This is a genomic window from Ammoniphilus soli (assembly GCF_040813775.1).
In genome coordinates this window covers 182800-197748 of the sequence record NZ_JBEGDL010000012.1, presented here as the reverse complement: position 1 = coordinate 197748, position 14949 = coordinate 182800, and the positions used below count along the sequence as shown (strand labels likewise).

At 47.5% G+C, this 14949-nt stretch carries 17 protein-coding genes and 1 riboswitch; of the genes, 15 read left to right on the top strand and 2 right to left on the bottom strand.

From position 1 onward, the window contains the following. Window positions 1-2: 2 nt before the first annotated feature. From nikB to ABLT31_RS22020, 14 genes are all read left to right on the top strand, one after another. On the top strand, window positions 3-944 hold the full coding sequence (gene nikB, locus ABLT31_RS22085; RefSeq protein WP_462976523.1) for a nickel ABC transporter permease: 942 nt from the start codon (window positions 3-5) through the stop codon (window positions 942-944). Between the two features lie 56 nt (window positions 945-1000). Continuing rightward, on the top strand, window positions 1001-1801 hold the full coding sequence (nikC, locus tag ABLT31_RS22080; RefSeq protein WP_367755782.1) for a nickel transporter permease: 801 nt from the start codon (window positions 1001-1003) through the stop codon (window positions 1799-1801). Between the two features lie 19 nt (window positions 1802-1820). Beyond that, on the top strand, window positions 1821-2669 hold the full coding sequence (locus tag ABLT31_RS22075; RefSeq protein WP_367755747.1) for an ATP-binding cassette domain-containing protein: 849 nt from the start codon (window positions 1821-1823) through the stop codon (window positions 2667-2669). Continuing rightward, window positions 2666-3445, top strand: a complete 780-nt coding sequence (locus ABLT31_RS22070; protein WP_462976521.1) for an ABC transporter ATP-binding protein — start codon at window positions 2666-2668, stop codon at window positions 3443-3445. The genes ABLT31_RS22075 and ABLT31_RS22070 overlap by 4 nt, the downstream gene beginning before the upstream one ends. Continuing rightward, entirely contained in the window at window positions 3445-4794 is a 1350-nt protein-coding gene (locus tag ABLT31_RS22065) for an MATE family efflux transporter (RefSeq protein ID WP_367755745.1), read from the top strand. The genes ABLT31_RS22070 and ABLT31_RS22065 overlap by 1 nt, the downstream gene beginning before the upstream one ends. Before the next feature lie 163 nt (window positions 4795-4957). Next, window positions 4958-5962, top strand: coding sequence for a permease (locus ABLT31_RS22060; RefSeq protein ID WP_367755743.1), 1005 nt, complete (start codon window positions 4958-4960; stop codon window positions 5960-5962). A gap of 13 nt (window positions 5963-5975) precedes the next feature. Further along, window positions 5976-6836: a TIGR03943 family putative permease subunit gene (locus ABLT31_RS22055; RefSeq protein WP_367755741.1), complete on the top strand. Its 861-nt coding sequence runs from the start codon at window positions 5976-5978 to the stop codon at window positions 6834-6836. 77 nt (window positions 6837-6913) lie between these two features. Then, window positions 6914-7495 (top strand): MSMEG_1061 family FMN-dependent PPOX-type flavoprotein, encoded by a 582-nt coding sequence (locus ABLT31_RS22050; RefSeq protein WP_367755739.1) that lies wholly within the window; start codon window positions 6914-6916, stop codon window positions 7493-7495. Window positions 7496-7714: 219 nt separating this feature from the next. Further along, window positions 7715-8461: an ABC transporter permease gene (locus ABLT31_RS22045; RefSeq protein WP_367755737.1), complete on the top strand. Its 747-nt coding sequence runs from the start codon at window positions 7715-7717 to the stop codon at window positions 8459-8461. A gap of 362 nt (window positions 8462-8823) precedes the next feature. After that, window positions 8824-9516: a GntR family transcriptional regulator gene (locus ABLT31_RS22040; protein WP_367755735.1), complete on the top strand. Its 693-nt coding sequence runs from the start codon at window positions 8824-8826 to the stop codon at window positions 9514-9516. Window positions 9517-9594: 78 nt separating this feature from the next. After that, on the top strand, window positions 9595-10137 hold the full coding sequence (locus tag ABLT31_RS22035; RefSeq protein WP_367755733.1) for an acyl-CoA thioesterase: 543 nt from the start codon (window positions 9595-9597) through the stop codon (window positions 10135-10137). Between the two features lie 55 nt (window positions 10138-10192). After that, window positions 10193-10384: a hypothetical protein gene (locus ABLT31_RS22030; RefSeq protein WP_367755731.1), complete on the top strand. Its 192-nt coding sequence runs from the start codon at window positions 10193-10195 to the stop codon at window positions 10382-10384. Between the two features lie 261 nt (window positions 10385-10645). Further along, complete coding sequence (locus ABLT31_RS22025; RefSeq protein ID WP_367755729.1) at window positions 10646-11878, top strand: DUF6612 family protein; 1233 nt, start codon at window positions 10646-10648, stop codon at window positions 11876-11878. Between the two features lie 78 nt (window positions 11879-11956). Beyond that, complete coding sequence (locus ABLT31_RS22020) at window positions 11957-12145, top strand: YqaE/Pmp3 family membrane protein (RefSeq protein WP_367755727.1); 189 nt, start codon at window positions 11957-11959, stop codon at window positions 12143-12145. A gap of 28 nt (window positions 12146-12173) precedes the next feature. Here the strand turns inward: ABLT31_RS22020 and ABLT31_RS22015 are convergent, their stop codons facing one another. After that, the gene (locus ABLT31_RS22015) at window positions 12174-13127 is read right to left on the bottom strand and encodes a nuclease-related domain-containing protein (RefSeq protein ID WP_367755725.1); all 954 of its coding nucleotides are present in this window, start codon (window positions 13125-13127) and stop codon (window positions 12174-12176) included. A 192-nt stretch (window positions 13128-13319) separates the two neighbouring features. Between ABLT31_RS22015 and ABLT31_RS22010 the strand changes: the two genes are divergently transcribed. Then, window positions 13320-14351, top strand: a complete 1032-nt coding sequence (locus ABLT31_RS22010) for an alpha/beta fold hydrolase (protein ID WP_367755723.1) — start codon at window positions 13320-13322, stop codon at window positions 14349-14351. 42 nt (window positions 14352-14393) lie between these two features. Here ABLT31_RS22010 and ABLT31_RS22005 read toward each other — a convergent pair whose 3' ends face one another. Next, window positions 14394-14723 carry a YmaF family protein gene (locus tag ABLT31_RS22005; protein ID WP_367755721.1) on the bottom strand — a complete coding sequence of 110 codons (330 nt, stop codon included), beginning with the start codon at window positions 14721-14723 and terminating at the stop codon, window positions 14394-14396. A 106-nt stretch (window positions 14724-14829) separates the two neighbouring features. Further along, window positions 14830-14936: riboswitch (SAM riboswitch) on the top strand. Window positions 14937-14949: the final 13 nt, after the last annotated feature.

The following is a 14949-nucleotide window of genomic DNA, read 5'->3' as shown; positions in this document are numbered from 1 at the left end:
TGTTGAAGCTGGTGAAAGCCCGTCTCGTACAGCTTGTCTTTGTTCTGTTTCTGTTATCCCTGCTGACCTTCACGCTCATGAAGCTTGCTCCGGGAGATCCAGTTCTTCATCTCTTGGGAGCTGATGAGCTGGCCGTGACCCAAGAGGAGGAAGCCGCGCTCCGAAAGGAGTTGGGCTTTGATCTGCCGATCCTCGTCCAGTATGGGCAGTGGATGATGGGAGTGCTGCAGCTGGATTTGGGGACATCGTACATCAAGGGGAAGCCGGTTTGGGATGAATTGATGGATAGGCTTCCGACCACAGTTGAATTAACGGTGGGAGGCATTCTCGTCATGATCATGATCTCCGTCCCGCTTGGCTTATTAGCGGCAAAGTATCCGGATCGCTGGCCTGACCATCTGAGCCGCTTTCTGGCTCTTGTTGGAGCGTCGATTCCGAGCTTTTGGATGGGACTGCTGCTGATTTACGCCTTTTCATTCAAGCTCCAGTGGCTGCCGTCCATGGGCAAAGGAAGCCTTCAGCATATGATTCTTCCCTCTGTCACCCTAGGCTTTGCCATGGCAGCGGTGTATGCCCGCTTGCTTCGTGCCGGATTGCTTGAAAGCCTGTCCCAGGAGTATATTCGGGCCGCACGGGCGAGAGGGATCGCGGAGTGGCGCATTTTGACCAAGCATGCTCTCCGGGCGGCGCTTTTGCCCGTTGTCACGGTATTTGGGATCAGTATCGGCAGTTTATTAGCCGGCACGGTCGTCATTGAAACCCTGTTTTCCTTGCCCGGGCTCGGGAGCATGGGGGTTCAGGCGATTTTTCAGCGTGATTACCCGATCATTCAGGGCTACGTGCTGCTAACCGGCGTATTCGTGGTCGTGGTCAATTTGCTCGTTGATTTGAGCTACGGATGGCTGGATCCGCGGATTCGCTATGGAAAGGGGAACGTGTCGTGAACGGGAATGTTCAGCAGGTGGTAATTACCCGAAGAGTCCTGCCTCGCTATCCAGCGATGGTACTGGGGATGGGACTGATGGCAGGGATGTTGCTTCTCATGCTCATCGGGCCATGGATCGTGCCCAATGATCCATTGGCCGTACAGATGCCGGAGCGCCTTCAGGCACCCAGCTGGCAGTATCCGCTGGGAACGGATCACATGGGCCGGTGCATTTTCTCGCGATTGGCGGAGGGGGCAAAGATTACGATCGGTGTTTCCGCTCTAGTTATCGCCTCGGTCATGCTGATTGGCATCCCTTTAGGATTGATTTCCGGATACCTTGGCGGGCGCTTGGATGCTGCCATGATGAGACTGGTCGATGGCCTTTCGGCATTGCCTGAATTTATTTGGGTCATCGCTGTTTCCGGATTTCTTGGACCCAGCTTAACCAATATGATCGTTTCCATCGTCATGATCAAATGGATCGGATATGCGCGTGTCGTGCGAAGCATTGTACTGTCTGAACGGGAAAAGGAATATGTCTTGGCAGCGCGCGTCGCAGGTACAGGATCCTGGACCATTCTGTGGAGGCATCTGCTGCCGCAGGTCATTTCCCCCATTGTTGTGCTGGCTGCGCTCGACATCGGGAAAATTATCTTGATCATTTCTTCGCTTTCGTACCTGGGTCTGGGCGCTCAGCCGCCGACGCCGGAATGGGGGGCGATGCTCAATGACGGCCGCCCGTATTTCCAGACATTGCCGCAGCTCATGATCTATCCGGGTGCGGCGATCATGCTGGTCGTGATCTCCTGCAATTTGATAGGAGAGGGATTGCGTGACTTTTTTGACGTTCGCAGCAGAGGAAGGTTTAGATAATGAGAGGAGGGGATGTCGGATGAAACCGGTGTTGGAGTTGAAAGACTTGAATATCTGTGTCCAGCAAGGCAAAAGTCATCATCTGCTGGTCCGTGATCTGAGCCTCTCGATTCAGCCGGGGGAAACCCTGGCCCTGGTAGGGGAAAGCGGAAGCGGGAAAAGCCTGACGGCAAGTGCGGTCCTGGGACTTTTATCGCCGTCCGTTCATGTGAGCGCAGGGCAAATCTTTTTTCAAGGAGAGGATATCCTCCCTTGGCCTGAGAAGAGGAGAAGACAGCTTCGCGGAAAGCAAATGGGCTACGTCTTTCAGGATTATCAAGGAAGCTTTACGCCGTTTATCAAAATAGGCAACCAGTTCGTCGAGACCCTTCGGGCGCACCGCGAAATTTCCAAAGAGGAGGCGAAGGAAGGGGCATTGGTTTGGTTGGATCAGGTGGGCTTGCCTGCGGAGAGGGTATTTAACAGCTATCCCTTTCAGCTGAGCGGGGGACAGCGCCAACGGGCCGCATTGGCTGCCGCTCTAATCCTGAAGCCATCTTTATTGATCGCCGATGAACCGACCACGGCACTCGATGTGCTTACTGGGGAAAAAGTGATGGATCTGCTGGATCAGCTCCAGCAGCAGACGGGCTGTGCGGTCCTGATGATCTCGCATGATTTGCGGCATGTTCTGAAGAGAGCCGATACGATCGCGGTCATGAAGGAGGGACGTATTGTCGAGAGGGAAGCGGCTCATGTCATTCGCCTCCAGCCCAGCCATCCCTATACACAAATGCTTCTGAAGGCGAGACCGCTTCTTTCCGAAATTCATAAAGAGCTGCTGGCGGAAGAACAAGCTTTTATTCGATCGGAGGTGGGTCTTGCGTGATGGACCTTTTGACTGTCCAGGGATTGACGAAAACCTATAAGAATTCAGGGGAGATTGTATCGGCTGTCCAAGACGTATCCTTCCGCATTGGGGCAGGGGAATGTCTGGGGTTAGTTGGAGAAAGCGGCAGCGGAAAGAGCACGCTGGGGCGGATCCTGCTCGCCCTGGAACGGCCGGATAGCGGGGGTGTCCGCTTGCGGGGAACATCGATATTGAACTTGAAAAACAAGGCCTTGCGTGACATGCGCAAGCAGATTCAAGTCGTCTTCCAAGATCCTGCCTCTTCCTTGAATCAGAGGCTGCCGGTTTGGCGATCGGTGATGGAGGCGCTGGATAATTTTCCGGAGGCGGTGCCGCCCTTCCTGGCAGATGTCCGTCACCATCGAAGGGATACAGCGGTAAGATTGCTGGAAATGGTGGGGTTAGGAGCCGAACATATGGACCGGTATCCGCATGAGCTGAGCGGGGGGCAGAGGCAGCGGGTGGCGATTGCGCGGGGGATTAGCCTGATGCCGAAGCTCTTGATATGCGACGAGCCGACTTCCAGCCTGGACGTTTCCGTTCAGGCCCAAATTTTGCAATTGCTTAAAAGCATGAAGACCGAGCTTGGCATGGCTTGCTTGTTCATTTCTCACGATATGGCTGCGGTGCGTTATATGAGTGATCGGATCATCGTGCTGAAAGAAGGACGCATCGTCGATGAATTCGCCAGCCGCCATATCCTGAGCGAGGACCGGCATGAGTATACGAGGCAGTTAGTGGCGGTCGTGAGTTAATGGTAAAAACCGTCTCTGTTACGCATCGCGAATATCTCGCCCTGGCCTTTCCCCTTATCCTATCCGGTCTTTCCACGCCGCTCTTAGGGGCAGCGGATACCGCTGTTGTGGGCCAGCTCCCTGATCCGGCCTATATCGGGGGAGTGGCTGTAGGTACGCTCATTTTTAATTATTTATATTGGGTGCTTGGTTTTTTGCGCGTCAGTACGTCCGGATTTACGGCACAAGCGCTAGGGGCTAACAACCAGCAGGAACTGCTGATGTTTCTTGCGCGTCCATTAGGGATAGCTCTTCTTATGGGATCGCTGTTCATTCTTTTGCAGGTCCCGATTAAACAAACGGCTCTGCTTTTATTGGATTCCGGTCCCATTGTAGAGGCCCAAGCGGAAAGCTACTTTGACATTCGCATTTGGGGAGCTCCCTTTGCCCTTGCCAATTACGTCATCTTAGGGTGGCTTATTGGAATATCCAAGGTGAAGCTCGGCTTATATCTGCAAATTTTCATGAATGTACTTAATATCCTGCTCGACTTCCTGTTTGTAATGGGGCTGCAATGGGGAGTGCCAGGTGTGGCCATCGCCACCCTCATTTCAGAAGTGAGTGGAACGGGAGCGGGTATCCTTCTCCTGGCAGCTAGCCGAAAAGTGGATAGCAAGGAATGGAGCTGGTCTTCCTACTGGGACTACTCTTCATTCCTTAAGATGTTTAAAGTAAACCGGGATTTGTTTATCCGAACGCTTTGCTTGCTGGCCGTTTTCGGTCTCTTCACAGCTCATGGATCCGGGCTTGGCGACATGACCTTGGCCGTCAATGCCATTTTGATGCAATTGCAGTTTATCCTGGCTTATTTCTTTAGCGGTATTGCCAATGCTGCATCGATATTGGTCGGAAAAGCAATTGGGAGCAGAAATGAGGGACTGTTTCAACGCACCATCCAGCTGACGGTCTTTTGGTCTTTCTTGGCATCGGGTTTTCTTGTTGCCGTACTCTTTCTGGCTGAGGAACCGATCTTGTCTGTATTTACTGGAATTGAAGAGGTAAAAGTTCTCGCTTCGGACTATTTGCCCTGGCTGTTTCTTTATGCGTTCGGCATTTTCTGGGGCCTGCAGCTCGAAGGGATCTATGCCGGCGCAACGAATGCTAAGCCTGTCCGCAATTCCATGATTCTTTCCTTGCTGGTCTTTCTACTCTCCGTTTGGCTGCTGCTTCCCATATGGGGCAATCATGGGCTATGGTGCGCCTTTGTACTATTTAGCCTGTCTCGCTCCTTGTTCTCCTGGGCGTACCTTCCCGGATTGAAGAGGGACTTGTTTGGGCCGGGAACGGGTATAACTTTGACTGTTAAATAATAACTATTATGATTCTGTAAAGAGAGAAAGGATCCGTGGAAAATCAGTGGATCCTTTTTTCTGGTTGTCCTCCAAAAGAATAATCGTTATCATTACTTTTAGAGTTCAACATTATGGGCTTGTCTGCATAGAATGTATTAAATTGTAGGCTGGAGGATTAAAGATGGTAAATTGGATTCGTTCATCTTTTATTGAAATCATAGGAGCGGCGATGCTTGGAATGGTTCTATATCTGTTCTTTTTAGGCGGGAATTTGCCCATGCAAGGAGGTTTATCTATTCCTCCTTCCGTTCTAAGTTTAAACACCATTTTCCTTAGCATTCTTATCGAAGCGATTCCTTTTGTACTCATTGGCGTATTGATTGCAGGGGCGATTCAGGTTTTTATAACGGAGGATCATATTCGCCGGTGGATACCTAAGAATCGATTGCTGGCGGTTTTGGCAAGCTGTTCCATCGGTGCTTTGTTTCCGGCATGCGAGTGCGGCATTGTTCCGATTGTGCGCCGTTTAGTGGCAAAGGGGGTTCCCATTCATGCCGGAATTGGCTTTCTCCTTACGGGACCTATTATCAATCCTATCGTGATTTTCTCGACCTATATGGCGTTCGGCAATGATGCGAGAATGGCCGGCATGCGCATGGTGTTGGGCTTTGTTGTCGCTGTGATTGTGGCATTTATCATTGGAATGTTGTTTAAGGGCTCGCAATTAAAAAAGTCAAGCTCATTCATTCCGATTGCAACACCCGGGACAAAGAAGCCGATTGGTCAAAGGATGAAGCAAATGCTTTATCATTCCATTGATGAATTTTTTGATATGGGAAAGTATCTGATTTTCGGAGCCTTTTTGGCTGCTTTCGTACAAACTTATGTTTCAACGAAGTCGCTCATGGCCATTGGGGATGGAGTCGTTTCCTCCACGCTGGTGATGATGGGGATGGCTTACTTATTATCGTTATGCTCAGAGGCCGATGCCTTTATCGCCGCATCGTTTCGCAATACTTTCCCGATGACGGCTTTGCTTGGATTTCTAGTTTATGGACCGATGCTGGATTTGAAAAATACGTTGATGATGATGGGCATTTTCCGCATTCGATTTGTTATCGTACTGGTTGCTCTGATTACTATCACTGTTTTTGGATGTGTCATGGCGGCACATGCTTGGCTGTGAGGGGGTGAAAGGAATGTTAAGAGCTATCATCTTATTAGGATTTGCGGGCTTTATATTTAAATTGCACTATACGGGTGAAATCGGAAAGTACATCAATATGAAGTATGTGGCGTTTAGCCAAATCGCTTCCGTATTGCTGGTTTTTCTTTTTTTCATCCAATTGTATCGCACTTGGATAGCCAAAGAAAACGAGCACCATCATGAGGATTGCGGACATGATGGCTGTGATCATGATCATGGGTTTTCTTCGGGGTGGAGCTGGAAAACGGTTGTTTCCTATACGATATTAATTGTTCCATTAGTCACGGGATTTCTCATGCCGGCGAAGACGCTGGATGCTTCGATTGCATCCAATAAAGGAGTTCTATTGGCTTCACCCGGCAAAACAGATCCAAAAACGACGGAAGACGGATCCGGTGATCCATCCGCCAACATTGAAGGCTCTTCCAGCCCGCCCGTATATTTTGATGATCTGTATACTGAAAAAATAAACGAGATGAAAAACGAGCGGCAGATCCAAATGGCAAATGCTGATCGGAACTTTGTATCCAAGTATGATACGATCTCGCTTTATCCTGAACAGTTTAAAGGGATGCCCATTGAAATGATGGGGTTTGTTTATAAAGAAGAAGGGCTGATGAAATCGAATCAGCTGGTTCTCTCCCGATTCATTATTACGCACTGCGTAGCGGATGCCGGCCTGCTTGGATTTTTGGCCCAAATGGATGAGGCATCGCAGCTGGAAAAGGATACCTGGATTCAGGTGAAAGGAACCCTGGATTTGACCACGTATGGGGACATGGAATTGCCCATTATCAAAGTGAGAGAGTGGAAAGTAGTGGATCCGCCGAAAGACCCATATGTTTATCCTTAGGGCAATTGACGACATGATGAAACTCATTATCATTATAAAAGTAGAAATAAAGCTCTGCAGTGAAAGGATGGGTTAGCGTGAATAAAGGGGAGCGTGTCAACTTTGCGGAATGTTCCATTCGGAGGGAGGAGGAATTAAGAGAGATTGTTGGCAGTCCCCATGAAGCGGTCATCAAGAAAACCATTACCCAGCTGGACGATCATTGCAGAAGGTTCATCTCCATTTCGCCCCTTTTATTTCTGGCAACCTCTGATGAAGAGGGAAGAGGCGACGTTTCGCCCCGTGGGGACGAGCCGGGTTTCGTTCAAGTTTTAAATAGCAGTCAATTGGTTATCCCGGAGAGACCCGGTAATCGGAGAGTGGATTCGCTAAGAAATATTTTAAGGAATCCCCATGTAGGATTGATCTTCTTAATTCCTGGAATGGAAGAGGTCCTGCGGATTAACGGGCGAGCGTATGTGATCAAAGGGAATGAACAGGACAAAGCCTCTCTTCTGGGAATCGGCGTCGAAGTGGAAGAGTGCTTCATCCATTGTCCGCGGGCATTGAAGCATTCGGGCATCTGGAATATGGAGTCATGGCCAGATAGAGAAAAGCTGCCTTCCATGATGGAAATGTTTCGTGAGCATTTGAAAATAAATGGATTCATTTTGAATTAATGGGAAAAACTCCACCTATATTAGAAATGAAGAAAGAAAATAAAGGAATAGTTGGAAAAAGTCCACTTATCAACGATAGAACGAGCTAAAACGGAGCCAATATCGTGATTAGTAGGAGAATTTCCAACTATTTTATATAAAACTTTATAAAATTTTATTGTAAGTGGCGATTTTCCAACTATTTTATTGCACTCTTTTCTTTCGAAGAAAGGGAATAACATGAAAGATATTAGTTATTTCGCATTAACCGCCGCTTGCCTATTTGTTGTGATCCCCATTTGGGTTTCTTATCGTCAAAACCTGGGGATATCCAAGGAGATTGCCTTCTCCTCCATCCGTGCACTGATCCAGATGATCCTCATCGGTTATTTGATAACCTTTATCTTTTCCGTTGAAACATGGGAAATGTTAATTTTCATCATCTTGATCATGGTCCTCATTGCAGGAAAGACATGTGCAAGGCGGGGCGCAAGGTTCTCTAACGCATTTATCGTTTCTGTAGTTGCCATTCTCGGATCTGAAGCGGCTTCGGTTTTATTATGGCTTACTTTTGATATTGTGGATTTTAAAGCACGATATATTATCCCGATGAGCGGGATAATCATTGGGGGGGCAATGACCGTAGCCAGCCTAACCTTTGATAGGATGCTCAGCGAGTTTGAAGCGACAAAGGATCTGATCATGGCCAAGCTGGCACTTGGCGCAAGTCCTAGGCAATCCTGTCAGGAATTAATCGAAAAGACCATTAAAGCGGCCTTGATTCCTAACATCGAAGTAATGAAAACGGTCGGCTTAATTCACATGCCAGGAATGATGACCGGAGCGATCATCGCTGGCGCATCCCCGATTGTGGCAGTCAAGTACCAATTGGTCATTTTGTTCAGCAATATGGCTAGCGCATGCATCACGGCGATCTTCACTAGTTTTTTATCTTATCCGGCCTTTTTTAAACAAAAGATGTTCTAGCCTAAAAAGGAAAATGCAGCTAGTTCCTCGTCGGAACTAAGCTGCATTTTTCATTTCTTCACTTTATCAATCAACTAATAGAGGAACTTAAAATGGAAATCGAAATGTGTCGAACACTTTCTCTGGTGAAGATTCCGAGGATAACGTAAGATAAGGATGAGCAAACCGCTTTCAAATAATTTCCAAGCGGAGAGCAGGATGTTAACTACAAAAGATAAATAGAATATAGCAGTCGTTTAGATCAATTTAGTTTAATAAAAAAATATTGAAAATTATACCATATGACAATATAATAAATTCAGTGTTAAGAGCGTGGCATGCCACATGCCAGTGACTCGAAAGTCCGGTTATGGGGTGATGCAATGACTTTAGAGAAAGTACAAACATCGGTCTCGTTAAAAAAACAAGCCTATGAATCCATCAAGAATGCGATTATTCATCAAACCTTTGCCCAAGGGGAAGCCTTGAATGAAAGGGAGCTGAGTGAGCGTCTGGGCATTAGCCGGACTCCGATCCGGGAGTCGATTCCGCTATTGGAGCTGAATGGCTGGGTGGAGTCCATCCCGCGGAAAGGGACGTTCGTTTGCCGCATTACCAAGCAGGATGTAGAGGACGTGATTCAGCTCCGCCGGGCGTTGGAAGTGTTGGCTATCGAGCTCGCAATTCCGATTCTAACGGATCAGGATATCGAAAAAATCGAACAGATTTACCGAAAACAGTTGGCTGAGAAAGATCACTCGAAGTTCATTACGTCGGATAGGCAGTTTCATATCTATCTGGCCAAGCTTAGCGGCAATCGTCAGTTAGTCAAGCTTTTAAAGGCCATTAATGACAAGATCCGCTGGTTTGGGATGAGTGCCCTCAACCGTCCCAACCGAAAAGACCAAGCCTTGCAAGAACATGGGCTCATTATCGAGGCTCTAAAGGCCAGGGATATCGAAAAAACCAAAAAAGCCGTATTGAATCACATTGATAATAATCGATTCGCAGTGCTCAGCAGTGTAGAAAGTGATGTGAAGGGGGGTGATACGGGTAACGAGCAAGGTCTTAGCTAAATGATAAGGGTGAATCCCGACACAAACCATGTTTATTGATGTAGGGCCTTTAGGCAATCAACGGAGGGTAGAGAATCAATGTCAAACTTAAAATATGTATGGGAGTCCCGGACTTCCAAATCGAGCCATGTGCTCCCGCCAGATACCAATTGCCATGGCACGCTGTACGGCGGCAAACTCATGGCGCATATAGATGATGTAGCAGCTCTCACAGCCATGAAGCACTCGAATTGCCGAGTGGTAACGGCGTCTACGGATTCTATTGATTTTCTACATCCTATAAGGATCGACAATGAGGTTACCCTCGAGGCTATGGTGACGTGGACTCATAAAACCTCGATGGAGGTTTTTGTCAAAGTGATTGCCGAAAATCTGCTGACGGGGGAGCGGACCGTATGCGCCACTTCGTTTTTAACTTTCGTTGCGGTTAGTCCGGAGGGTGTACCGGTCCAGGTTCCAGGCATTAAGCCACAAAACTCGGAAGAAATCTTTCTCCATGAAGGAGCGGCAAACCGAGCAGAGGCTAGACGCACTCGCAGAACGGCGAGCAAGCAACTTGCTGATATGCTGGGGGTCAAGAAGTTTGGGGAAAAAGATCAAGAGGTTCGGTTTGTAGGGTGATAGATCCCATTACTATACGTTTTATATTAAATCAGACATTTGGAGGTCAAATTTTATGACAGCTGCTGTATTATACAAGGAAAATCAAGAGATGGTTATTCTTCGAAATGTAGATAAATCCGTATTGGAGCAAATCAAGGCTCAATGTGGAAACGACCGCTGCATTTGCAAGATTGATGACAAAGAAGTAGATTACGGGGCCGTATCCCATGTAATCTGGATGGATCGCGCGGATATTGGCGACTAAGATTTAAGATCAGAGGGTGTCCCAAAACTAGTTTTTTGGGACACCCTCCCTTTTTAATGGACGAAGAAGCAAAGAAGTGGAGAAGATCCACCTATATCAAACCCATCCACCTTTCCCTCACAAATCCGCCAATCCTACTAAGTATTCTCGAAATGGTCAACACCAAGAAAGGCTACGGCCTCTGTTTTTTTTCAAAAAAGGAAACTTTTTCTAGTAACTATCGTATAACCTCACGAGTACATAGACAGGAGGAGTGCTTTTATGAAAAGAGGATTACTAGCTTTATCTCTATCTGCTACTCTATTAGCAGGATCTTTGATTGGCTATGGAAACGCTTCGGCCCAAACAGTAGAAGGGAACCAAGTGAAAAGAGGAGATTTTTTAAAGAACATTGTGGATCAGCTTCAGCTTCCTTTACAGGACAAGAATCTCGCTTTGCCTCAGGATGTTTCGGCCGATTCTCCTTATGCGGATACGATTCGCATCATGAAGGAACGTAAAGTCATCTACGGTTATGGAGATGGAACGGTACGCCTAGCGAATGCACTGAAGCCAAATGAAGCATATATTATCTTATCCAAAATACTAGGTTTGAATATAGAGGTTTTAAAGAACGAGTATGGAATTACATTTGACCAGGACAAGGTAACGGAAGAGCAGGCGCGCCAAGCAATCCAGAAAGCCCTCGTAAGCGATCCGACGGCACATGAGTGGGTGATCGAATCTTCCGAGGTGATGAATGCTCAAGATTCTTTTAAAGCAAGCATGAATCAGGACGTGAACATGATATTTAGAAAAGGGCTTCCGGAAAATCCTTCTGTAAAATTGACCAGCATGTCCATGAAGATGGAGATGGCATTCAAGAAAGACCAAGGCTTCCGCATTATCTCCAAGTCTAAGCTTCCCGAGCCCCTGCCTAATGGAGAAACGGAAATGGAGATGGAGCAATATTTCGTGAAGGAAGGCATGTACTTGAAAATGCTGAACCCGGAGACGAATCAGGAAGAATGGGTAAAGATGACGAGCATGCCTTTTACGTTTGATCAAATGATGGAAATGCAAAAAAACAGTGTAGCGTATAACCAGCAAATGAACAACAAATTTGTCTTCTACCGCGATTTAGGTAAGGAAATGGTGGACGGGCAAGAACAGCAGAAAGTGTCTGTTCAAGGGCGTTTTGCTTCGATGCAAGAGATGATGAATATGACGAGCAATATGTTTTCCAATGGGGAATTGCCTGCTGATATGATGGCTCATTCAGGCATGGAGGCTTTAACCATGTCAGGAACCATGTGGTTTGATGTGGAGACCAAGCTCCCGACGAAACTGACCATGGAGATAGAAATTGAACTAGCGGAGCTACCCAATCAGCCATTGGAAAAAATGGAGATGAACATGAGCGGGTCGTATTCCGACTTTAATAGCGTAGAGGCTATCGCGCTTCCGGAGGAAGCAAAGCAGGCTAAGGAAATCGGGGCTGAGCCGCAGCAATAATGGGCTGAGTAGGGCGAAACATGGAGCAAGCTACTCCCGTAATACTTATTGAGTATATGATAAAGGGGAGTGATTTCGATGATGTATTTGCTTGCCCTTGTTCTTCCTCCCGTAGCGGTTTTGCTTTGCGGAAAGCCATTTCAGGCTGTTCTCAATCTGATTTTGACTTGTTTTTTCTGGTTGCCGGGGGCGATCCACGCGGTATTCGTTGTACACGATAAGAAGGTCGATCGACGTATGAAGAGGATGCATAGGCATAGGGATTGAAGCTGCTCAAGAGATTGAGCGGCTTTTTTCATTTAGTATACACCCGATCTTTTGTAGACCCCTGAAAAGGCAAGTTCATGGAGAGGAGCAGCCGCGTGGAAGTATGTATGGAAGACAGTCCAAGAAGTTTTCTGCACTGTTCATTGGTGATGGTTCCATGAAGTAGAATATGATCTTGAATGACCTGTACATGGGCTTTTTTTCTTTTTAACTTACATGTTTTGCATAGCCAGTTTCCGTGGATCCGCTGCATAGTCTCGAGATTGCAAGAAAAGCAGGGGATTCCACGAATGAACTCAGTAGGGTGGATTTGATACCAATCTAGTACATCGAAGTCCTGGGAAGTATGTTGATTGATAAGGAGTTGGCTGATCTTGCGGAGCTGGTAAGTGGTGAGAGAGGGTGATGGAGCCGTTTTGGCAAGGTCTAGTACTTTGTTGGGGATATGTTCCGCATGATGCACTATTTGAAAGATATGCCGATTTCCAGGAGTTGTTTCAACTATCGTGCTAGGATAGCCGATGGCAACTAGACAGTGAATGGGAATGGATTTGGACATATGAATTTCCATCCATTTTTGAAGCTGGGTTCGTTGTCTTTTGACTTGCAGGATGGGATCAGGAAACCCTTCTTTTGTATTGTTATACGTTCTGATGACTTGTTTGGAAACGGGATCGAAGTAAAGGTGGCCATAGATGTTCTTGGACTCGATAATGAGGGCAAACCAAGGGGAGAGGATGAGGGTGTCCAGCTGAACAAACTGATCATCAATGGGAAGCCGTAAATCTTGAAAGATGAGATATTCTTTTTCCGGTAGAAACTGAAGGTGGTAATCCAGCTCCTGTTCGCCTCGGTAACCTGCTCGTAATTTTCTTAGACTGACGAGGATTTCTTCGCGTTTTTTGTGATGAAGGGGAAGTCGACGCAGCAAGGCTTCCTCAAGTTTTATTCTGAGTGGAAATTCGCGTTGTTTTTTTAGCATTGGCAAAACCTCCTTTCCTCCTAACTTCGCTAGTGGCTGACGTAATTCCTTCCAGAACGTTAATTTCTCGAAATCAGTCCAAAATCTCTCGAAACCATAGTGTAATCTCTCGATCGGAACTGCTGCATGTAACTCCATTGTAATCCCCACCTGCTAATCTAGAGTATAGACAGGAAAAAGGGGGGGAGTTTCATGGAAGCGAAGCGAATCAAGACGGACCGACTCGAAGTAGCTTATTTGGAAGCGGGAGATCCAGCTCGTCCAGTGGTAATGCTCGTGCACGGGAATGTGTCATCGAGTTGGTTTTGGGAAGACATGATGGAAAGTCTATCACAGGATTTTTATGTTTTGGCGCCGGACCTACGGGGGTATGGGGAGACGGAGCCCTTAGCCATCGATGCAACGAGAGGATTGCGTGATTGGTCGGAGGATGTGAGGTCGTTTGTACAGTCGCTGAGATTGGATCGTCAGCTTCATATGTTGGGCTGGTCGATGGGTGGCGGGGTGGTCATGCAATATGCGATAGACTACCCGAATGAGGTTTCTTCGCTCATGTTGATGAATCCCGTATCTCCTTTTGGATTTGGGGGAACGAAGGATGAGCAGGGGACACCTTGCTATCCGAATTTTGCCGGGTCTGGCGGCGGAACGGCTAACCCTCAATTCATAGAGCTGCTTAGCCAAAGGGCTACGGGGGAGGAGCAGCCCCATAGCCCCAGGAATGTCTTGAATCAGTTTTACGTTAAGCCGCCCTTCCGGCTTGATGCCCAAAAGGAAGATCGTTTCGTCCGCTCTATGCTATCCACAAAGTTGGGATCCGGTTTCTACCCGGGTACGTTTGAGACTTGCGCGGAATGGCCGGGCGTAGCTCCCGGAGACAAAGGAATAAATAATGCGTTGTCTCCTAAGTATTTGAATCTTGCTGCATTTGCTGACCTAGAGCCTCAAATCCCCGTTTTATGGATTCGCGGAGCAGATGATCAGATCGTATCGGATAGCTCTTTATTTGATTTTGGTTATTTGGGGAAGCTGGGTTACGTTCCCGGTTGGCCAGGCATGGATGAGTTTCCTCCACAGCCCATGGTATCTCAAATGCGCGTGGTGTTAGAACGTTCCGGAAACTTTGAAGAATGGGTAGTGGAAAACACAGGACACTCTCCGCACCTAGAAAAGCGGGATTTTTTCCTTGAGAAGATTCGGGGATTTATCAAGCGTACAATGTGAATGATGACCGGCACAAACATGTTAGTTAATCGACTAACGAATCTACCACCCCGGTGGCGCCTGCCCCAACGGTCTTCCGGTTAGAGCTTTAAACTCATGGGGATGGGTGGGTCTGCCATCCTCATCTCGATAAATCTTCCCTTTCACCTCATGAATGTGTGTCCCATCGGGGAGGGGGATGGCGGGCCCTGTGCTGCCTGTAAAGAAATGCTGGTGGCCGTGTTCTTTTGGGGTTACTCCTTTAAAGGCATGAACATGACCATCTGTAGAGTTTCCCTTCTCAGGAAAGGTAAAAGCATGAACGAAGTGCTCGTGTTCGCCCGAACCTGTAGTGCGGAAGTAATGGGTGTGGGGTTGAGGCATAAGAGACATGTGGGTCACTCCTCCTTTTGGTTCATTCTATGCAATCATGATTCTAAAAAATTTATTGACGCCCCCATTTTTTTTTAGTAAGATCTTACCTAGCGAACTGAATAGTTTCTTATCGAGAGAGGTGGAGGGACTGGCCCTATGAAACCCGGCAACCGTTCATGAATGGACATGAAAAGGTGCCAATTCCAGCAGGAGAATCCTGGTAGATAAGATGAAGGAAAATGCC